Below are 21,486 nucleotides of genomic sequence, written 5' to 3' on the forward strand. Positions count from 1 at the left end.
TACAGGCAATTGGGCCTGAATCGATGATAAGGAGCGTTAGAGAGTTATGTCAGTAGAGGTTCAGACGGAATACCTGAAGCTTCAGAACGAGAAGGAGTCCAACGCACGAGCGTACCCACGGCATTTCCCGCTCGTCATCAGCAAAGCTCAAGGCATCAAGATCACGGATACGGAAGGCCGTGAGTATTACGATTGTTTGGCAGGTGCGGGCACACTCGCGCTTGGACATAACCATGAATCAGTCATTGGCGCTATTCGGGATGTTCTGGATCAGCAGATTCCATTACATACACTCGATTTGGCCACACCACTTAAGCTTTCGTTTATGCAAGAGATATTCTCTTTACTGCCCGAAGAGATGCGGAATACATCCAAAATTCAGTTCTGCGGCCCAACGGGAGCGGATGCGGTCGAAGCCGCAATTAAGCTGGTGAAGCATGCTACAGGCGGGAAGTCCATTCTGGCTTTCCAAGGTGGATATCACGGTTCAACCCAAGCGACGATGTCCATGAGCGGCAATTTGAGTAAAAAAGAAAACCTGCAAAGTCTCCTGCCGGATGTGCATTTCTTGCCATTTCCCTATGAATATCGTTGTCCGTTTGGGGTTGGCGAAGGCATGACTGCCCGATTAAGTGCACAGTATATCGAGAATGTACTGGATGATTGCGAGAGCGGAATAGCTGCACCGTGCGGAGTGATCGTAGAAACGGTACAGGGAGAGGGTGGAGCGATTCCTGCAGATATTGAGTGGCTGAAAGAGTTACGCCGAATTACTGCGGAACGAAATATTCCGCTCATTATTGACGAAGTGCAGACTGGCATTGCACGTACGGGTCGGATGTTTTCGTTTGAACATGCGGACATTGTGCCTGATGTCATTATTTGCTCAAAAGCCGTAGGTGGCAGTCTTCCCATGTCGGTTGTGATCTATAAGGAGGAGCTGGATCAGTGGAAACCCGGTGCGCATACGGGCACATTTCGTGGCAATCAGCTGGCCATGGCAGCAGGTCTAGCCACGCTCCGTTATATTCGGGAGCAGAATGTGATGCAGAACGTGCATCTGCGTAGTGAGCAGTTCATGGCAAGGTTACAGGCGATGAAAAGCCGTTTTGCCGAAATTGGTGATGTTCGTGGCCGCGGGCTAATGATCGGTGTTGAAGTGGTTAACCCGCAAGGGGGTAAGGATCGTCTTGGACATTATCTACAGCATGGTGAACTAGCGTCCATTATACAGCAGCAATGTTTCCGTAATGGACTCATTGTGGAAGTCGGCGGACGTCATTCTGCGGTTGTGCGTTTTTTGCCACCGCTGAATATTACGGAGAAGGAAGCAGGCGAGGTACTCTCGATCTTTGAGCGATCGGTATCGGAAGCCATTGCATTAACGCCAACTTTATGCTGAGTGTATCGCTGCTTCGGCGGCATGCGGTTTTACTTGCCATTCTGCTGGGAGCCTTCACGCTTGTGCTTACCAACAGTGCCTTTAACCTGCTGCTTCCGTATTTTATCGAATATTATGACATTTCCGCTACGGCGGGCGGCTGGATCATTGCCCTGTATATGCTCGCCATGACATTAACGATGCCGCTGGCTTCCCTGGTCGTAGATCGGCTGGGACGTAAGCGGACCTATATGCTCGGTATTTGCATCTATGGGGTATTTTCGGTGCTCGGAGCATTGCTCCATTCCTATATTGAAGTATTGTTGCTTGTAAGGTTCATGCATGGTGTGGCTGCTGGCCTGATGATTCCTTTATCCCTTGTGTTGCTGTTCGATGTCTACGGCCCGGAGGTTCGAGGACGCATTACGGGTGCGTGGGGACTGCTGCTGATGCTTGCTCCTGCGGCTGGACCGACCCTTGGCGGATTCATCATTCAGTATGGAAGGCTGGAGATGCTGTTCTGGCTGAATGTACCCTTGGCTGTTTTTTCACTGATCGGCTGTGGACGAGTGATTCAAGCCTACACACCTGCTCGCAGGAAAAAGTGGCATCCATCCAGTGTGATACGGCTTGTTGGCGCAGTGGGTGCACTCAGTCTGGGCGTACAGGTGTACGCCAGCCCGGGAGTAGCTCCATGGATATCCTGGACACTGATTGTGCTTGGCGTAGTGCTGCTTATTCGTTTTATCCAGGTTGAGAATGAACGTGATGAACCGCTGATCCGTTATTCGTTGCTACGGAGAAAAGGTGTATTTCCTCTTACCGTTCTGATCTCTACGATTCAGGATTGTGTCATGTTTGGCGTGATTTTTGCGGTTCCCCTGCTTTTTCAGGAGGTATTTCAGTTGTCTCCAGCGCTTTCCGGTGCCTTGTTCATTCCGCTCTCCATTTCTACGAGTCTGTTCATGTGGATCGGAGGAAACTTGCTGGATCGCGGGAGGTCACTTCAGTTTATCGCTTGGGGCACATTGCTGGTATCGATATCTATTCTGACGTTTGCCTTTCTGCCCATGGGGGCGTCCATATGGATCATCGGGGTGCTCATGGCGTGCCGGGGCATTGGCGTTGGCCTGTCCGGTATGAGCATTTCTGCAATTGGACTGCAGGCATTACCAGAGGAAGACATGCATGAAGGATCGGTGCTGTCCACAACGATTGAACGACTGGCTTCATCGTTTGCAGTCATGGGCATGACGCTGTATTACGATATGCGCTGGCAATGGCTCGCCGAACATGGAAGAGCGATTGAGCTAGCGAAATGGGGAGCCGTTAAAGAAATATGCGTAGGTCTTGGTTGTGCCATTCTGCTGACGTTACCTCTAGTCTTACTTATAACTCGAAAGAAGGTTGGCTTCATTGTTCAAAATGGAAAACAAACTCCGGTCCAAGGCGGAGCAACAGGCCGATGAGCATTCCTGCAAGTTGCTACTGAACTGTTATATCCGTGAGCTTGGGCCGAAAAAAGCTGAACATATGCAGCTTAACCCGGATACGCTGACGTATACGATTGCTTTTCCAACCAGCCGTGTAAGCGTGATGGGGTTGCTATCCTACTACTCGGCGATGGGGGAGCATGAATATCTCAGCATGAACTGGAATGGACAAGCCGTGCATAGCCGGGATCTGGTACGCTGGATCGCTTCTGAAATTAGTGGAGATCAAGGTCGGGGAGCCGAACGCGTTCGTGAATTTACTCAAAAAGTGGAGAACAGTGTGGCTAACATGACCTTGTACATGGAGCAGGCGTCCGATCTCGGGATATATGACTATATTACCTCTGAACAATCCCTGCTGTACGGTCACCCGTTTCATCCTTTTCCCAAAAACTCCAGAGGTTTCACTGCCACGGATGTACAGCGATACAGTCCAGAACTTCGAACCTCTTTTCAGCTCTGTTACATCGCCGTAAGGCAGGATGTGTATACAGAGGAATGGGTAGAACATGCGGACAAAATGGATCTGCATCAGCTTCTTGGAAGCCATGAATGGTCTGTCTCCAAAGAAAAGCTGGCCATGTATGGGATTGTGCCAATCCATCCGTGGCAGTATGCGTATATCTCGGGTCTGGACGAGGTTCAGTCCTATATCGTTGAAGAAAAGATATTGTTGCTCGGCCAGGCAGGGCCCCTTGCCTATCCGACTTCTTCCGTACGTACAGTATACATTCCGGACTGGAACTGCAACATCAAGCTGTCGCTGCATATGCAGATTACGAATATGATTCGCACCAATAGTGCCGAGCAGATGCGGCGGACACTGGATGCGTCCAACTATGTGTGGCAACAGGGCTGTTTCGAAGCGGAGCCTTGTACCCATATCGCATATGAGATAGGTGTAGCGACATGTAAGTTTGAGGACGAAGAACTTACCCGATTATTCACCGTTGCTTATCGTCCGATTGAGTTCGACGCTGCGAGTACCTATGTATTGTCCAGTCTGGTGGAGTCGCCATTGCCAGGAGCACCTTCCCGCTTAGTGACCATGCTGTGTGGTAGACAGGATGATGCCGATGTCGTTGATCGTGACAAGGTAGAGCAATGGTTGTCACGATACTTGGACTGTTCACTGTTGCCGCTTGTGCGGGCGGCTGGAGAGAAAGGCATTCATTTTGAAGCCCACTTGCAGAATACGTTAGTGACGCTGGAGCAGGGCATGCCGGTTGCTTTTATCGTACGTGATCTGGAAGGGGTCAGTGTAGATGAGCAGCTAGTGGATGGATGGCAGCGGCATGAGCAAAGGGAGATTCTAAGTTCAAAAGTGTCTGAGCTGTTACGTTATTCGCGTGAGAAGGCATGGGCGCGAACCTCGTATTACTTTATCGTAAACCATCTGGGATCGTTAATTCATGTATTGGCTCGGGATGTGAACGTATCGGAGAAATACTTCTGGATGCAGGTACGTGAGGTGCTTGAGGAAGAATGGGCACGAACAGGTAACGCTTATGTGGAGCATTTGCTGACCGCAGACGCTTTTCTGGCCAAACAAAATCTGGTGAGTTGTCTCACGGGCATTAGTCAAACTCCGGCTTATGTGCCGGTAGGTAACGTCATGAAACGTTTAGGGAGTGAAGCATGTGAGATTCGCGAAAATCGGTAATGAGGCAGAAGAGAAGAAGGAAAGTAAACCAGCAGAAATGTTAAAAACAGAGACAACTGAAATAAGCGGAACAAGTGGAACAAATAAGATTAACAGCACGAGTGAACGAAGCGGAAAAAACGAACAAAACGAACAAAACGAACCTAATGAATCACACGAATCACCTCAATCAAATGAATCACATCAACCAAACATAGCGAGTAAAGGACGTAGAATGCCAAATGACAACGCAGTCCCTGTGTACGTGGAAGTTCAGGAACGGATCATACGCCAGGCGCTGGAAGCGATGTGGTTTGAAGACATCTTGGATCGTCAGGTGAACGGGAATGAGTGGTCGACCTGCGGTGTTACTGCATCTGGTGAATCCGTGGTGTATACGTGTGACGCAGAGCAGAAGTTTTCGTTTGCACGGGTGAAGGTGAAGGCCGGGTCGATCAAGCGCGAAGGCTTGGTCTGCACGGATCTGGATCTGTTTTTGGAAGAGATGGTACTGAATCGTTTGCAGGGTGCGAAACTGACGGCATTTGTTCAGGAGTTGCAAGAAACGATGGCCAAAGACAGTCAGTGCCGGGCTTTGCTGTCTCTTCGCATTCCGGCAGAGGAGCGTCACTACGATGCGCTGGAAAGTCACATGACCGACGGCCATCTGTATCATCCAAGCTACAAGTCCAGACTGGGATTTTCGCTGAAAGACAATCTCGCCTATGGCCCCGAGTTCAATGCCGATGTTCCACTCGTTTGGGTTGCGGTGAGAAAAGAATTGGCTCAAGCGGCTACATCCGATGGATACGAACTGGCAGCACTGCTGGAACAGCATCTGACCAAGGAAGATTTGCAGCAATTCCGTCAGGTGATTTCGGACAAAACGGCTTCCTTACATATGGATGCTTACGTATTCATTCCGATTCATCCGTGGCAGTGGGAGCACGCGATCGAATCCATATTTGCCAAACAACTCATGGATGGAGACATCATATATCTGGGGGCTTCGGCGTCAGCCTATCGTGCGCAACAATCCATTCGTTCCCTCTCCAACCGGGAAAATCCAGAAGCACCTTACATCAAGCTGGCTTTAAGTATTACGAACACATCTAGCACACGTATCCTCGCCCAACATACGACGCAAAACGCCCCCCTGATTAGTGACTGGCTGGATCAACTGGTACGCGAGGATGAGGTGTTACAGCGGGAGCAGTTTGCCATTTTAAAAGAAATCATGGGTCTTTCGTTCCGTTATGAACAATTACCTGTTACGCAGTACGGCCGCGCTTACGGCACCCTGGGAGCGATCTGGCGGGAGAATGTATCCGTTCACCTGAATGAGGGCGAGACGGCTTGGCCACTGAATGCTCTTATGCTGGTGCAACGAGACGGGGTTCCTTATATCCAGGAGGCGATCGAGCGTCATGGGGTTCAGCCATGGGCAGAGGCCTTGGTGCGTACACTTACACTGCCTGTTATTCATCTTTTGTATGCGCACGGAATTGCGTTTGAATGCCATGCCCAGAATATCATTTTGGTGTTGGAAAACGAGTTGCCGAAACGCATCATCCTTAAAGATTTACATGATGGCGTTCGTTATATCCCGGATCAGCTGCTACACCCGGAACGTGCACCGCAGCTGCATCCTGAACCGGAAACTCATCGCAAATTCAATCGATATTCGTTCATCTATGCCGGAGATGTGTCGGAGGTACGTGACTATACGTACGATGCGTTCTTTTTTATCTGCATGACGGATATTGCGCTGTCGCTGGAGCCATATGGTTTGTCCGAAGAAGCCTTTTGGCAACTGTGTGCCGGAGTGATTATGGGTTATCAGCAGCAACATCCCGAGTATGCCGAGCGGTTTGACATGTTTGATCTTTTGGCAGAGGATGCCCTGATTGAAGAGATGACGAAGCGTCGTTTGTATGGGGATGGGGAGTTATATTTCCGCAAAACAAATAATCCACTCCGGCTAGCCAAGGATATGATTGAACAGAAGGATGAACACAAACAGAAGGATGAAGACGAACAGAAGGCAACAAAGCGATGAGGAAGAATACGCTTCAGGAAAAAATTGCTCGCAAACAGCAGGTATTTGGCCTATTTGTATCGATTCCGCACCCGATCATCATCGAGATGATTGGTCATGCCAATTATGATTTTGTCATCATTGATCTGGAGCATACGGCAACGTCGATGGAATCGGTAGAAGAGATGATAAGAGCCGCCGAACTGGTTGGTATTACACCACTTGTACGTATTGCGAAGGTCGAGCGCACGGAAATTCTAAAGGTACTAGACTGCGGGGCACAGGGGATCGTGATTCCTCATGTGGAGACGCTCTCGCAAGTGAAGGAAGCTGTACATCATGCATATTACCATCCATTGGGTATGCGCAGTCTTAACAGTGGACGTCCAGGTGTATTCGGTAAATTCCCGCTAGCGGAGTACATTACGGAAGCCAACTCGCAGGTGATGATTGTGCCGATGATTGAGAGTGTGAAAGGGGTACGTCAGAGCTCGGAGATTTTATCTCATCCGCAGGTGAGCTTTGTGCTGGAAGGTGCAGCGGACTTATCACAATCACTTGGTGTGCCTTGGCAGACCAACCACCCGGATGTGAGAGAAGCATTAGGCGTATTGTACGAGAACGCGCAACAATTCGGCGTACCTTATGCAACAGTCACAAGAGGCATCGAAGATATGGCGGTATGGCGTGAGCGTGGTGTGCACATCTATGTGCTTGGAGATGATCGGAATACGGCATTTCGGGCCTACGCCCAAAAGCGGAATGACTATGGAAGTGCAGGTGGACAGTTATGAAAACCAGTGTACAGCAAGCCTTAGATGTGATCCAACGCGAAAATAATGAACCGATCTGCGCGTACATTTACGATCTGGCAGGTATGCAGGAGCAGGTACGTGGTATGTTACAAACGATGCCATGGAATACGAAGTTATTTTATGCTATCAAAGCCAATCCCGATCCACGCATTATTGAAGCGCTACTTCCATTGGTGAAGGGTTTCGAGGTGGCATCTATTGGCGAGCTGCTCAAGGTTCGGGCGGTGAGCCAGGAAGTTCCAATCCTGTTTGGCGGCCCGGGTAAGAAGGAGAGCGAGCTGAAGCTGGCGATCGAGCATAACGTGAGTTATATCCATGTAGAGAGCCTGCTGGAGTTGCGCCGGATTATTGCGATTGCCAAAGAGAGAGAGCAACAGAAGCCCGAGGTGCGTGTGTTGCTCCGCATCAACTTGCGAAGTAACACATTGCCACAGACCAAAATTGTGATGGGCGGTGGCCCTAGTCCTTTTGGTATCGATGAAGAGACGGTGGAAGAAGCGATTGAGCTGATTCGTGTGGAAGGCGCGGGTACGGTTCACTTGTGCGGATTCCATTTCCACTCCTTGTCGAACAATATGGACGCAAGTCTGCATGCCGAGATGATCGAGCTATATTTGCAAAAGGTAGAGCGCTGGCAACAGCAATATAACTTGCAGGTGGACGTGGTCAATGCAGGCGGAGGGTTTGGTGTGACGTATGACGGCAGTCCGGGCTTCGACTGGTCGTTGTTTACCACGCTTTTGCAGCAGAGTGAAGCTAGAAATCGTCTAGCTACCCGAGGTGGAGAGTTGTTTTTTGAATCAGGTCGCTTGTTAGTGGCAGATCACGGTTATTATGCAACCGAGGTAACGGATATTAAACGTTCGCACGGACAGATGTTTGTCATTTTAAGGGGAGGTACACATCATCATCGGCTGCCTGCGTCATGGGGACATAATCATCCCTTCCACATTGTATATACGGATCGATGGAAGCATGAGTTTACAAGACCCGAGGTGCGGGGAGAGCGAGCCCATATTGTAGGTGAATTATGTACGCCGAAAGATCGTATGCACTCTGATGCAGAGATTGACCATTTAAGAGTCGGCGATGTGATTGTGTTCGAAAAATCCGGTGCGTACGCCTGGACGATCTCGCATCATGATTTTCTGGGGCATCCGCACCCGGCATTCCACTATTTGATGGAGGGTGATGAATATGTCAACGTTAATGCAACGTTCCAGTCGGCAAACTGCTGAACAGCAGGTGATGTCCGATCTGATGAATAGTCTGTTCGCTGAGCAGCTACTTCCACTGCAAGGTCATCATTTTGTTGATTTTGCTACTGCACCTGCACAACTTCGACAGTTATATGATGGGGTTGGAGCGGACTGGGAAAAGGGTAGCGCGAAGAAACATGTACATGGTCACATTGTCGATGAGCAGAACAAGAGTGGGTATAACTCCAATGAGTATAACTTTACGCTGGATAATTTCAGTGAGAGTAACTCTACTGAGGATCACGCTAGTGCTCAGGATATGTCCGTTGTTACGCCGATTTTCAGTCTGGGTTTGCATACCGAAGGAGTACTTTGTCTGGTTGAAAACGGAGTAAGGCAAGGCATTCAGTGGGTACAGGGATCACCGATCTATCAGCAACAATCGGATGGAAGCTGGACGATGCTGGATACTCCGGCGGCCGTGGGGCGTGCGGTATTACAACGGTCATTATCCGAAGATGCATACGCGCAGCCGGGTGTGGCAGATTTTCTGGCAAGTTTGGACCTGGCTGTAGAGCAATATGAACTTGGTTGGAATCAGGTGCAGACGTTGTCTGCTTATCATCCGAAGTCCGCATATGAATGGTTTGTGAAAAGTGAGCGCATTGCTGCGCTCCGGGATCGCCCGTTCCATCCTTCTTCCAAAGCAAAGGTTGGATTCAGCGTCGAAGATGTTAAGGCATACGCAGCCGAGTTCGGTAAGGAGATTCGATTGCGCTGGGTAGCGATCAAACGGGATGCTGTGCAGCAGGGATGTGAGGACGGCTTGTCGATTCTGGATATGCTGTATGATGCTCAGCGAGAGGAAGTCCAGGCTGAATGCTCTCGCAGAGGTTTGTCGATGGACGAGTACTTGCCTATGCCCGTGCATCCTTGGCAGCTGGAACACATCATTTTGCCGCGGTTTACGAAAGAAATCGTAGAAGGTAGCGTTGTGGTGCTGGATGCGCAGATTGGAGATGTATTTGCTACGTCATCTCTGCGGTCGATGGCCCAAGCGGCTGAGTCTGCACTCATGCTCAAGTTGCCCGTTAGTGTGCTGTCGCTCGGTGCCGCGCGATATCTTCCGGTTGTTAAGCTGCTGAATGGACTTGTGGGAGAGAAGATGTTAAGGCAGGCAGTGGCTTGTGACGAGACATTGAAAGAGAAAGTGTACATGTGTGAGGAACAGAACTGGTGGGGTTTCATGCCGGAGTCCATGGGATTGTTCGACGATCACCCGCGGCATCTGGCAGCACAGATACGTGTCTATCCCGCCGAACTGCTGGATGATGCCTACAAAATTGTGCCGATGGCTGCACTCGGCGTAAATCTGGATGGGCACCATCTGCTCACCGAAATCATGGGCAGGAACCTGAGTGTAGAAGATGTTCTGGAGTTCTACAATCAAATTGCGACTACATTCTATGATATCGTGATGCGTTTGTTCAAGGTGGGGGTTGTACCGGAGATTCATGGTCAGAACTGCTGTCTGGTGTTGGAGCATAATCAGGTGAAGGGACTATTATTCCGGGATCATGACTCTGTGCGTTTGCATCAACCGTATCTGGACAAACATGGAATTGTTGATCCGGGATATCATATTCGTCCGGGGTATTCGAACAGTCTCTATAATGAGACGATCCAGAAGCTGATCTTTTATGTGCAGTCCCTTGGGACGCAGGTGAATCTGGCTGCGATCATGGAGGCGATGAGCGAAGTGTACAACATCCCGGAAACGAAGTTCTGGGAGATCACGGAGCAGGCCTGGCGGGAAGCGCTGCACCAGGTGCAGCTTCCCGAGACGGATCGGGCCACGCTGGAGCGCGTGATCTTCGAGAGCGAGGCGTGGCCTGTGAAGTTGGTTGTCCGTCCGCTGCTTGAGGCGGACGGTGTGCCAGGTGCGATGCCATCGGGCAAAGGCCAAGGGTGGAACCCTTTTTACAAGGCATAAGATGGGGTGGGGAGTGTTTCTCCGATACCTTAACCGTGCTAACGATCTCAGATGAGCTTATTGGAGTGATATGGGGTTCTCTGGAATTCTAACGATCACCAGGGAGCTTATTTCGCAAAAAACATAGGTTTATCGTCTGTTTCCGCTCCCATTTCTCAAAATAGGGTTCCCTGCGATCGTTAGAAAATAAAACGGTGTGATTCTGCCCAAATAGCGTCTCTGGTGATCGTTAGAAAAAGGGACAGGTGGTAAGGGGATTGATTTAAGTTAGTGAGGCTTAATTAGAGAGATAATACGGGGAGTGCAAAACAGAATTTTAACTGATATCAGCCATTTAGAGGTGGCCCGTGCGCGGGTTGCCTTCTTTTTTTGCCTTTTTTTGATGTTGTTTTCGTCGTAGATCGTGAGATTATATTAGGGTAGCATGCGATAAAAGATCGACGTAAAGAATGAAGGTGAGTTATGAAAACGTTCACTTTTTTTGTTTGATTAGTTAGATTAAATTACGTTACAAAGATGAGATAAATGGTATAATTGTTGCATTGTTAACTAGCAAGTATTATTTTTTATCATTTTGCGAAAAGGTTTTCGATTATAAAGCGGAATTAGGCTGTTTAACGTAATAAACTATTCAACCAGAAGAGAGTGAGAGATGGCATGAATGTGAAAAGACTTTTTAATAACGGATGGCAATTTGCCAAAAGTGATTTAAGCGTTACAAAGCGGACGGAGTCTAATACAGATACTGATCTTACTAAAGATGCGGATTCTACTGAGCAAACTAATCTCAATGAGCGAACGGATCGGTTTGACCCTATTGATCTGACTGAGCTTTCCTTCGAGGCGGTTGAGCTGCCTCACGATTGGCTGATCTACAATACGCTGGATTTATATGAGAACAGTATTGGGTGGTATCGCAAGACGTTTGAATATACGAAGGATGAGCAGCAGGTGATTCTGTGTTTTGACGGGGTATACATGGATTCATCCATATATGTGAATGGGCAGTTTGTTGGGGAGTGGAAGTATGGTTACTCTGCGTTTGAACACGAAATTACGAATGCGTTGTTGGACGGGGTTAACGAAATTTTGGTCAAAGTTGTGCATCAGAGTCCGAACAGCAGATGGTATTCCGGGGCGGGTATCTATCGTAATGTGTGGCTGAAAACGAGGAGTCGCAATCACATCGTAACGGACGGCATCTATGTTTCCATAGAGCAGCAACCCGATGGTTGGCAGGTGGAGGTAGATACAGAGCTGTGTCTGGAACAGAATCAGCGTGCGCAGTTGGTGCATACGATTCTGTATAACGGTGAAGTCATTGCATCCTCTCAGGCGGAGATGGTGGCGAGCGCTATAGATGAAGGTGTTGAAGCACATGAACATCCAATTCAGTTTACAAACAGCCAGCAGCTTAACGTCCTTAATCCCAACTTATGGAGCCCGGATAAACCCCATTTATATGATCTCGTAACAGAACTACGTCTGATCTCGGGAGAGCAACATGAGGAGCTTATCGAGTCTGTTCCACAGCGGATCGGGTTCAAACAGGTCAGACTGGATGCCAGCGAAGGCTTTTATCTCAACGGTGTCAAAATGAAATTGAACGGTGTCTGCGAACACCATGATCTCGGCGCATTAGGGTCTGCGTTTAATGTGGCAGCGCTGAGAAGAAGGTTTGTTTTGCTGAAAAATATGGGAGTCAACGCGATTCGAACCGCGCATAACATGCCGGCGAAAGAGTTCATGGAACTGGCCGACGAGATGGGCATGCTGGTGGTGTCCGAAGCATTTGATATGTGGGAACGGGCGAAGACGCCGTATGACTATGCCAGGTTTTTCAAGGAGTGGACACATGCCGACGTAAGAAGTTGGGTAAGACGTGATCGGAATCAAGTCAGTCTAATCATGTGGAGTATCGGGAACGAAATCTATGATACCCATGCGGATGAGCGTGGGCAGGAAGTGACGCGCATGCTGATGGAGTATGTGCAGGAATTTGATCCGAAAGGAAACGCACGGGTGACGATTGGTTCGAACTACATGCCTTGGGAAAATGCTCAGAAATGTGCGGATATCGTGAAGCTGGCTGGCTACAACTATGCGGAAAAATATTATGACCAGCATCATGCCGAACATCCGGACTGGATTATCTATGGTAGTGAGACCTCTTCAGTTGTGCAAAGTCGGGGCATTTATCACTTTCCATATGAACAACCTGTTCTGGACGATGATGACGAGCAGTGCTCGGCACTCGGAAACAGCACGACCAGTTGGGGAGCGAAATCGCCGGAGTATTGCATCATCGCTGAGCGCGATCATCCGTTTTCCTTGGGGCAATTCCTTTGGACAGGGTTTGACTATATTGGCGAACCGACGCCGTATCATACGAAAAATTCGTATTTTGGACAGTTGGACACAGCCACCTTCCCGAAAGACTCGTATTACATCTATCAAGCCGCCTGGACGGATTATAAAAAAAGTCCAATGGTGCATATCTTCCCTTACTGGGATTTTAGCCCTGGTCAGATCATTGATGTTCGTGTGTGCAGTAACGCGCCCAAAATTGAATTGCAGCTCAATGGTGAAACCATCGGCACGTATGATATTGACCATGCTCACGGAACCCAGTTGTCCGGCTGGTGGAAAATACCTTTTGAAGAAGGTGAGCTGAAAGCTATCGCATACGATGAGCATGGTACGGTGATTGCTACCGATGTACAGCGTTCTTTTACCGATGCGAAGAAGCTTCTTCTGCATGCTGATCGGCAGGAGCTCCAGGCTGATGGGAAAGACCTTATTTTTGTGGGAATTACGGTTGAAGATGAAGCAGGTCATCCCGTGCACAATGCCAATAACCGTGTGCAGGTGAAGGTGTCCGGTGCGGGACGTTTGCTCGGTCTGGATAACGGGGATAGCACGGACTATGACCCGTATAAAGGGCTTAGCAGAAGGTTGTTCAGCGGCAAGCTGATGGCGATTATCGGTTCAACGCAAGAGGCAGGAACAATCCAGATCGAGGTGTCTTCGGAAGGATTAGAAGGAGCAACAGCGACATTCGAATCTAAGGTAGCGGATGTGGAGCGAGAATCCATAACAGTGGATGCAAAACCTGTCTTCATGAAAAATGAAAAGCGTCCGGTACTGACGGGTCACGCTCAGGAGATTCCTCTGCGCAAAATTGAAATCATCAGTGAATCAGGACAAATTCTTGATGCCTCTAACCCGGAAGTGATAGTTATAGCCAAACTGTACCCGGAAAATACCACTTATCGGGATGTGCAATGGTCTGTTGTAAATGATGCTGGCATCGTGTCCAATATTGCCAAGGTAGAAGTGATCACTTCTGGAACAGGCGACGAGCCAGGTTCACAGAGTATAGACGTAGACGAGAAAAGGCATAGGGTCAGAGTATCAGCTATGGGCGACGGGGATTTCCGCCTGCGTGCAACCAGCAACAATGGTACAGACAAACCCAAACTCATCTCCCAACTGGAGTTCAAGGCAGAAGGTTTGGGTACAGCCTACAAAGATCCGTATGGATTTATCTCAGGTGGCCTGTATGACTATACCAAAGGTGATGTGGGCAACGGTAATGAACGTGGCGTAGCTACCAGCAGGGACAGCGAAACTCATGTGGGCTTCCGCAATATCGACTTCGGCCCATACGGCTCGGATACGATCACGATTCCCATTTTTGCGCTGTCGAGTGAAACATATTTCATTCAAATCTGGGAAGGCATGCCGGGTGAAGAGGGCAGTGTGATGATTGCCGATGTCGTGTACGACAAGGAATCGATATGGAATGTATACCAGGAGGAGACGTATCGTCTGTCCAAACGACTCAGCGGCATTACGTCGATCTGCTTTGTGCTGAAACAGAAGATTCATATTAAGGGCTTTTCATTTGAACGCCAAAGCATGGCTTTTGAAACCAATGCGGCTGCGTCTTGCGATCATCTGTACGGAGATACGTTCACGATTGAGGACGACCGTGTGGCAGGCATCGGGAATAACGTTTCGCTGGAGTTTGAGCAGATGGACTTCACGAGTGAAGGTACGTCAAAACTAGTGATCTATGGCGCTTCAGCGATAGATAAAAACACGATTCATATCCGCTTCTCGGGTGCGGACGGGCAGAGCAACCAACTGGTGGAGTTTATTCAATCCGTAGGTTACGAGGAACGGACATTTGAATTAGAACCGGTATACGGGGAGCAAAAGGTAACTTTTATTTTTCTGCCAGGTAGTCAGTTTGATTTTGGCTGGTTCCGGTTCGAGAAGTAAATAAGGAAGAGCACATACACCTAAGTACCATGCACAAGGAAACGTACGAAAAATACAAGTTTATATCAGAAACCGCTTCTTGCATAAATAGATACAAAAATCCTCCTCAAATCTCAGATGCTGCTTCTTAACAGCCACTGATTTCAGGAGGATTTTTCAGTTCGTGTGTATGCTTAGCTTTCTAAGTTGGCTACAAGTGATAATTAATTTGTCCATGTGCGGGTAGTATCTTCCGTCATTTCACTTCATCAATCGTTACTTTGGCGGTGTTACTATCCCAGGTTACGTCCAGCCCAAGCTCCTGAAACATGTCATAAGGTGCTGTGGTGGCTCCAGAGTAGTTGCCAATGGGTTCACGTAGCGATATAACCTGTTCTTCCTGCGGGTCAAGCTTATTTAAGGTGGATACCGTGTATTGCAGTTCATTCGGCTTAATGGTAATGATCCGATCATTATATATTAATGTATAGTGGCTTATTAATCCTTCTGCGGTATGCACCTCAAATGTTGCTCCAAGTGCTAACGCAATCGTTTTGATCGGAAGTTGGAGCGTTCCGCTCGTTTCTACTGCAGGATATACGGATTGTAGTAACTTGCCGTTCACATAGATATCTGTACCTAGCTTAGCTTGAACAGGGATGTACACCATACCTCCCGAAGATGTGGCCGGCGCACCTGCCTCCTGATATTTGTCACCACCCCATCCCCAGATGTTTCCATCGGAGGAAAGTGCAAGACTATGGTAGTACCCGGCAGACACCTCTTTGATATCCGATAACTGCTTTATTTTCCCTTGTTTGCCTGTTACGGTCTTCCCGAAGCTGTATACCTCCCCTTTTGTAGTCACCAGAAGTACATAATAGGAGCTTGCATCCAACGTTTTCACTTTAAGCTCGTGGTGATATGGAATCGGTTTTCCTTGCGCATTCATTCTCCAGACTCTGCCTTTCGAATCGAGCGCTATCAGTTGTCCGCCTTTACCCGTGATGAACGTGATATTGGTGAGGCCTTTGACTGGCTTTGCTTTGGAAGGGGGACTGCCTGCTTTATCCGCTTCTTTCCATGTCCATACAGAACCGTCTTTTTTCAACGCATATCCATCGTAACCAGATAGCGTCGTTTGCACGACATTTTTCAAACCGCTGATTCGGTGCAGGGTGGGCTTCTTCCCAGCCTCCTCGTTCATCATGTTAGGAAGCTTCTGAGGTGGGGTCTGCCAGGATTGAACGGTACCGTCCTGAAGGAGGGCTACACTCGTGAAAGGTCCTGCGGTAACACCTCTAGCATTGGTGATTCCATGAACTTGACTGGGGGTTCTGCCATCTCCCCATTGCCACACGGTTCCGTCTGCTTGAACAGCTAAACTGTCCCCCCCACCGGAGTTAGAGATTGCTGTGACATTGGTTAAGTGCGGAATCCGGACAGGACTGAATGTATGGCGATACCTCACCGTGTCGCTGATTCCCAGCTCTCCTAACAGATTTCGTCCCCATGTCCAGACAGAACCGTCACTTCTTAACGCCACCGTGTAATAGTACCCCCCTGCTACTTGAGTGTAGTGGAGCTCCTGAGCTGTATTTGAAGTTAGAGAGGATTTAGGGGAGGAGCCTGAGGATGAAGCCGAAACTGCTCGATCCGGAGCGTTCCCTGTGAAAGCCTGCTCGTCCTTGGCTGCGTACGTAGTAGACACTGAAGGCAGCGTAGCTATGATCAGAGTAGAGACAACACTAGCTGAAATGATGATTTTACTGAAGCGGCGAAGGGATGCACTTTGTTGCTTGCGGGCCGGATTGACCAGCGATGAAGAGAGTGCTTTTTCTGTTGTTACATGATTAGCATGATTATCGGAATACATAAGATCGCCTCTTTTGGAAGAGTAATGGTAAAAATGGATGTGCTGTTAAATAAACGTAGGAACTGGGATGAAGGTTACATGAAATGTAGAGATTTCACTAAAAAAGTTGCAGGGGATGTTCCAAAATTCGGACGCTCATTTTCAAAAAATGTAACTTATCCAGTCCAGGTCACGTTGTACATATGAGGTGATTGCAATGGGAAAATATTTAATTATGTTATGTTTAGCAACTGTACTTGTAACAGGGTGTAGTTCGAATGATCCGCAGCAGACTGTCGATCCGGTAGAGAAGAAAAATCCTTTTCCTGCTATAGTTGAGCCGCATAACGGGGAGCAAGCAGAAAAAAGTGGAGATGTTGTCTTCCTCCATGGAGAGATGCGAAACCGAGAGAAGTGGGAGTCTTTTATGCAAAATGTGAAACAGAATCAACCGGATCACGTCCGGGTCACCATGTATACGATTGAAGGGGATCCCATCATCCATGAGCTAATCTATGACGGTACGCTGTTTCAATCCACCTATGATGCGACAAGAGATAAGTATGGCTCCAGAGAAGAGATCATGACGAATACTTGCAAGGGATTGGAACTGACCAAAATGGAGCGAGGAGAATCAGTGTACGTTTTAACCAATTGTGAGAAGCAAAATAGTTTCTACTTTCCAAAGATGTAGAAGAAAGATAAGAGTTACGAATGATGAATTATGAAACATGAAGCATGAATGATGAATGTTTAAGAATGAACACTGAAAGGCGCAGCGATGAAAAAAGGGTGGTCTGGTGGGATTCTTTTGGGATATGAACAGGTTTATATAGAGTAGGGTAGATTGCCGAAGTTTTATTTTTTCCTATGAAAGGGGTCATCACATGAGAGATGTACTAACAGATTGGCAAGCTTCATCTCAGTTCTATCATTCGGTTCTTGTCCAGAGACAGCTGGCCCCGATCTTGCAGGAGGCATGGTTGAAGCAGCTTATGGAAGGGATCATGTGGGTGCTTCTGGGTATTATTGTCGTTCAATTGCTGATCCGGGTGAGGGCTCGCTTGAGCAAGGGACCTTTCACAGACGAAGAAGTGGAGCAAGCAGACCCACTGTTTCTCGCCTATTTGCGGAGCAAGGGCAGGCTGAAGTTGAAGGACACGCAGGCGTCCATGTTCCAGTTAATTCGTAAAGGCATATTGTCGATGCGAGTTGTGAAAACCAAAGGACGATATCGGAATGATCCAGGTGAAAGCAATCCTCAACTTAGACCCAAAACAACGTTGGAGTACAGTGTGGAATCCTCGGTTACTAGCAGTTCGCCGGATGAACAGGGGCTGTTGCAGTGGCTATTCTCTACCTATGGTTTCAGTAAACAACGGCTGAGACTCGATGCTTTAGCCGGACCAAGCGAAGGGGAAAGTAAGCGGAGAGAAGCCATGCAGTACTACCGGCTTAAAGAAAAGGCGCTGAGCGAAGGCGTTCAGTCGTGGAAGGAACAAGTCGTAGAGACGAGAGACTGGGGACAGCTGATTCGAACACCGTTGCTTTTGCGATTGCTTGTCTATGTCATATTTCCTATTCTGATGCTCCTTACAGGTATCGTGTGTTTTGTAGATCGTGTGTCTGTGCCGGGCGTGATAGGTCTGGTAGTTACGGTGGTGATCTGGTTCTTGGTCATTCGGAAAATTCATGTGCGTTTGCTCTATCAAGCGGCTTGTGTAGGATTAATAATCAGCCTCACCGTGGCGATCAATGGCAATTCAGCGTTTACTTCATCGCTATACAGTATTATATTTCTATCTATTTTTGTTCGTCTGTTCTTGCCTGCTAGAGAAGTGGCTCCATCTGAGAGGGATTGGGAGGCCTCCATGCGTCACTGGCGTAAACGATACAGAAAGGGCATTCCAGTCGAGCGCCTGAGTGAGTCGCCAGAAGTGTTGGAACAGATCATTCAGACCGCTCTGGTACTGGGCATTGGATCACGATGTGTACGCAAAACGGATTGGTCTGTGTTACAGCAACACCATGATCCAGAGCTCAGACGCCTTGCGGATCGTGAACCTGCATCAGATAACAGTGTACCTGGATCAACAACATTAAAACATACACCTCTATTGGTGCTAGCTTTGCATCTGCGAGGCATATTCAGGCCGATGTTCGCGGCAGAGTTTCCGTTTGATCGCACTAATTATGTCTTCGCCACGATATTCCCTGATTCGGGTGGAAGCAGCGGTCACACTTCGGTCAATACGGATAGCTACAGCGGGGACGGTCATCATCACGGATCAGACAGCGGGGATTCCGGCGGAGGCGGGGACTCGGGCGGTGGTGGAGATTAATTATCATGGATTGAAATGATGCCTCCGCTGAACGCCTGTTCTTCATATGGGAGCCTAATAATACATCAAATTAGATAGGGTATGCGTACATGTGCAAGCTTGGCTGTGTAGAGCAGTTACCTAATTACTGAATCTTTGAGGGAGAAAATGATCCTTCTGTTCAATTTCAAAGATAAATTCCATTTGTTAAAATTTAGGTATAACGACTATGAACAGGTTTGGTGGTGAAAACGGCATGTTGCGGATTCAGGTACACCCCGATGAATTGGATGCCAAGGCACGTTATGTTCAGCAATGTAAATTGGATTTGGACCGAATGGTTCGTGAACTGGATAAATCTCTTAATATGCTACAATCCGAATGGTCGGGGGTTACACAAGAAAAGTTCTTCTGGGATTTTATGGAGATCAAACATGTTTTCCCGTCAACACTTGGTATGCTGGATAATATTCAGAAGGAGTTTACCTTCATTGCAAATAATTTTAGGACGACAGACAGCACAGGTGAGGTGGCTCTGTACATCCCCAATGAGTTGAAACCAAGTTTTTTCACTGGAGCAGTGGACAAAGCCATTGGTGACACCGTTACAGGTCTGGGCGAGACAGCCGAAGCACTCATCTATAATCCGTTAAGTACATTAGGCAGTTTGGCTTATGCGATGACTATAGGTAAGGTAGTTGACGCTGGACGTGGACTCGCATTTGCTTGGGATGCAGCCTGGGGCAACGGAACAGCAAGGTCTGAGATCGAGCAGTTTGTCGATGAGAAGAAGAAGCAACTCGACGAGGACGAGTCAGGTTATGTTAAAGGTGCGATGGTCGGCCAAGCCCTCTCTTATTTTATCTTCGGCAGAGCCTTACACCCGAAGGAACGTCATGAATCGGGTGGAGGTGGGGGAGGTAAGAAGGAGACTGATAAGGAGAGTGGCCTGAGTCATAACGGGAAAATAAGAATGGAAGGTACTAAAACCATATATACAAATTCATATGGGAATGAAATATCCTGGACGAATCAAGGCCCAAAAGATTTAGACGCAATTATTGAGAAGAATTTAAAAAGCTCGAAAACTGGCGATATTTTAGAAGGGCAAGTCGCAAAAGCGATAAAAGAGACAGGTAGATTACAAGGTACAGGTATAGAATTAAAACTGCAAAATAAGATGAAAGCAGGCGATATTGATATTTTGACAGATTCACATATTATTGAGGTCAAAAAGTCTTTGAGTGCTTTAGACGAAAAACAACTTGATAAGTTGATCAATCCATCTAATAAAAATTATTTTAATTATAATAATCGAGAAGTTATTTATTACATCGAAGATGTAACTGTGAAAAATAAAACCCAGTCTGACTTAGTTGAGAAATTAAAAGAGCAGAATATAAAATTAATTAGCTCAATAGATGAACTAAAGGAGGTTATAAGTAAATGAGTTCAGTAATAATTCTAAAAAAAATATCAAATTATTCTCCAGAGCAGACCCTTGAGAACTTCAAGAAGGCAGCGCGGAGAGCGAATATGTACTATTTTCACATTACAGTTGAACTTGATAAAGATCAGAACTTTCAATCTGCAGAAGGCACCTTATCTGAAGTAGATGAAGAGACTCTATTAAGTTCTGAAAATGAAGATACAATTAGGTACTTTACGTTTAACGTAAACAAAGTTGTTGAAAATTCATATGATAGTTTCACGTGGCTCACCCAATCAACGGATTATTTTTGGGCGATGGATATTGTGAATATCAATCATGAGTATGAATTTATTTACAAGTTTGTAGTGGAGTATTTTAAAGATAATCCAGAAGATTACTTGTGGTTTGATGATGCTGAGTGGTACTACACGGCTGATGATATCTTAAGGCTAAGTCAGGGACCTTATAATCCTAAGTGGTGTAGTGAAAAGGTTATTTGAGTGAAGAGGGCTGAAATAATGGGAATTTCAACTTTTGTATTATTTAGGCAAGGAGAAAGTATCTCGGCAAGCGATTTATTAAAAATTATTAGAGAAATATCTATTAATTACAGGCTCTACTTTGCTAACAATTATGACAAGTATGATGAAACTGGGAAATTAAAGTTTTGCTCAATATATATTAGTGACATTCCGTTTGAAGACAGTTATTCAAGGCAAATACCTTGGAATTTGTATGATGAGCCTTATAAATTTCAAACCGTAGAATTTGATTGGGATGATTCCAAAAGCCAATATTTTAAGGCATTAGTATCTGAAGATTTCTATGAGAATGAAGATTTATTATTTAAGATACTTTATGGAATTCTAAAAATATATCCTTCTGCAAAAGTATGGATTGAAGATAATTGGTTTTATACAATAAAGGATTTAGAAAAAATAAAAAATAAGCCATTGGACAATGAATGGTGCTATAAGAATCCCATAGATTTGTAAGAGAACTTACTTGAATGATTTGCTAATGCATTAAGAGAAAGTAATTCTCTGTTGAA

Annotated in this window: 14 protein-coding genes; 13 read left to right on the forward strand and 1 reads right to left on the reverse strand. The window is 47.1% G+C overall.

Annotation, left to right across the window (positions count from 1 at the left end):
• The first annotated feature begins 46 nt into the window (after positions 1-46).
• The 8 genes from MKY23_RS04840 (at position 47) to MKY23_RS04875 (ending at position 14,848) form a co-directional block, all read left to right on the forward strand.
• The gene (locus MKY23_RS04840; protein WP_339835833.1) at positions 47-1,402 is read left to right on the forward strand and encodes a diaminobutyrate--2-oxoglutarate transaminase; all 1,356 of its coding nucleotides are present in this window, start codon (positions 47-49) and stop codon (positions 1,400-1,402) included.
• A complete protein-coding gene (locus MKY23_RS04845; protein WP_154960236.1) occupies positions 1,396-2,850 on the forward strand; it encodes an MFS transporter in 1,455 nt (484 codons plus the stop codon). The genes MKY23_RS04840 and MKY23_RS04845 overlap by 7 nt, the downstream gene beginning before the upstream one ends.
• Positions 2,807-4,537, forward strand: a complete 1,731-nt coding sequence (locus tag MKY23_RS04850; protein ID WP_339835837.1) for an IucA/IucC family protein — start codon at positions 2,807-2,809, stop codon at positions 4,535-4,537. The genes MKY23_RS04845 and MKY23_RS04850 overlap by 44 nt, the downstream gene beginning before the upstream one ends.
• Positions 4,515-6,575 (forward strand): IucA/IucC family protein, encoded by a 2,061-nt coding sequence (locus MKY23_RS04855; RefSeq protein WP_339835840.1) that lies wholly within the window; start codon positions 4,515-4,517, stop codon positions 6,573-6,575. The genes MKY23_RS04850 and MKY23_RS04855 overlap by 23 nt, the downstream gene beginning before the upstream one ends.
• Positions 6,572-7,348, forward strand: coding sequence for an aldolase/citrate lyase family protein (locus MKY23_RS04860; protein ID WP_154960238.1), 777 nt, complete (start codon positions 6,572-6,574; stop codon positions 7,346-7,348). The genes MKY23_RS04855 and MKY23_RS04860 overlap by 4 nt, the downstream gene beginning before the upstream one ends.
• On the forward strand, positions 7,345-8,607 hold the full coding sequence (locus tag MKY23_RS04865; protein ID WP_154960239.1) for a type III PLP-dependent enzyme: 1,263 nt from the start codon (positions 7,345-7,347) through the stop codon (positions 8,605-8,607). The genes MKY23_RS04860 and MKY23_RS04865 overlap by 4 nt, the downstream gene beginning before the upstream one ends.
• On the forward strand, positions 8,567-10,561 hold the full coding sequence (locus tag MKY23_RS04870) for an IucA/IucC family protein (RefSeq protein ID WP_339835846.1): 1,995 nt from the start codon (positions 8,567-8,569) through the stop codon (positions 10,559-10,561). Before MKY23_RS04865 ends, MKY23_RS04870 begins: the two co-directional genes overlap by 41 nt.
• Before the next feature lie 657 nt (positions 10,562-11,218).
• A complete protein-coding gene (locus tag MKY23_RS04875; RefSeq protein WP_339835849.1) occupies positions 11,219-14,848 on the forward strand; it encodes a glycoside hydrolase family 2 TIM barrel-domain containing protein in 3,630 nt (1,209 codons plus the stop codon).
• Between the two features lie 235 nt (positions 14,849-15,083).
• Here the strand turns inward: MKY23_RS04875 and MKY23_RS04880 are convergent, their stop codons facing one another.
• Positions 15,084-16,703 carry a stalk domain-containing protein gene (locus MKY23_RS04880; RefSeq protein WP_339835852.1) on the reverse strand — a complete coding sequence of 540 codons (1,620 nt, stop codon included), beginning with the start codon at positions 16,701-16,703 and terminating at the stop codon, positions 15,084-15,086.
• 196 nt (positions 16,704-16,899) lie between these two features.
• On the opposite strand from MKY23_RS04880, the gene MKY23_RS04885 reads away from it, so the two are divergent.
• The 5 genes from MKY23_RS04885 (at position 16,900) to MKY23_RS04905 (ending at position 21,430) form a co-directional block, all read left to right on the forward strand.
• A complete protein-coding gene (locus tag MKY23_RS04885) occupies positions 16,900-17,376 on the forward strand; it encodes a DUF4362 domain-containing protein (protein ID WP_339835855.1) in 477 nt (158 codons plus the stop codon).
• Between the two features lie 193 nt (positions 17,377-17,569).
• Positions 17,570-19,024 carry a hypothetical protein gene (locus tag MKY23_RS04890; RefSeq protein ID WP_339835858.1) on the forward strand — a complete coding sequence of 485 codons (1,455 nt, stop codon included), beginning with the start codon at positions 17,570-17,572 and terminating at the stop codon, positions 19,022-19,024.
• A gap of 208 nt (positions 19,025-19,232) precedes the next feature.
• Positions 19,233-20,453: a WXG100 family type VII secretion target gene (locus MKY23_RS04895; RefSeq protein WP_339835861.1), complete on the forward strand. Its 1,221-nt coding sequence runs from the start codon at positions 19,233-19,235 to the stop codon at positions 20,451-20,453.
• A complete protein-coding gene (locus tag MKY23_RS04900; protein ID WP_154984627.1) occupies positions 20,450-20,935 on the forward strand; it encodes a hypothetical protein in 486 nt (161 codons plus the stop codon). The genes MKY23_RS04895 and MKY23_RS04900 overlap by 4 nt, the downstream gene beginning before the upstream one ends.
• Complete coding sequence (locus MKY23_RS04905) at positions 20,936-21,430, forward strand: hypothetical protein (RefSeq protein WP_154984626.1); 495 nt, start codon at positions 20,936-20,938, stop codon at positions 21,428-21,430.
• Positions 21,431-21,486 lie beyond the last annotated feature (56 nt).

Source organism: Paenibacillus sp. FSL R7-0272, assembly GCF_037969905.1.
GTDB lineage: Bacteria > Bacillota > Bacilli > Paenibacillales > Paenibacillaceae > Paenibacillus > Paenibacillus polysaccharolyticus.

Coding starts and splice junctions, on each gene's coding strand:
- MKY23_RS04845 (WP_154960236.1), top strand. CDS start 1,396: ATGCTGAGTGTATCGCTGCTTCGGCGGCATGCGGTTTTACTTGCCATT.
- MKY23_RS04900 (WP_154984627.1), top strand. CDS start 20,450: ATGAGTTCAGTAATAATTCTAAAAAAAATATCAAATTATTCTCCAGAG.
- MKY23_RS04885 (WP_339835855.1), top strand. CDS start 16,900: ATGGGAAAATATTTAATTATGTTATGTTTAGCAACTGTACTTGTAACA.
- MKY23_RS04840 (WP_339835833.1), top strand. CDS start 47: ATGTCAGTAGAGGTTCAGACGGAATACCTGAAGCTTCAGAACGAGAAG.
- MKY23_RS04865 (WP_154960239.1), top strand. CDS start 7,345: ATGAAAACCAGTGTACAGCAAGCCTTAGATGTGATCCAACGCGAAAAT.
- MKY23_RS04870 (WP_339835846.1), top strand. CDS start 8,567: ATGTCAACGTTAATGCAACGTTCCAGTCGGCAAACTGCTGAACAGCAG.
- MKY23_RS04895 (WP_339835861.1), top strand. CDS start 19,233: ATGAACAGGTTTGGTGGTGAAAACGGCATGTTGCGGATTCAGGTACAC.
- MKY23_RS04850 (WP_339835837.1), top strand. CDS start 2,807: ATGGAAAACAAACTCCGGTCCAAGGCGGAGCAACAGGCCGATGAGCAT.
- MKY23_RS04860 (WP_154960238.1), top strand. CDS start 6,572: ATGAGGAAGAATACGCTTCAGGAAAAAATTGCTCGCAAACAGCAGGTA.
- MKY23_RS04875 (WP_339835849.1), top strand. CDS start 11,219: ATGAATGTGAAAAGACTTTTTAATAACGGATGGCAATTTGCCAAAAGT.
- MKY23_RS04880 (WP_339835852.1), bottom strand. CDS start 16,703: ATGTATTCCGATAATCATGCTAATCATGTAACAACAGAAAAAGCACTC.
- MKY23_RS04890 (WP_339835858.1), top strand. CDS start 17,570: ATGAGAGATGTACTAACAGATTGGCAAGCTTCATCTCAGTTCTATCAT.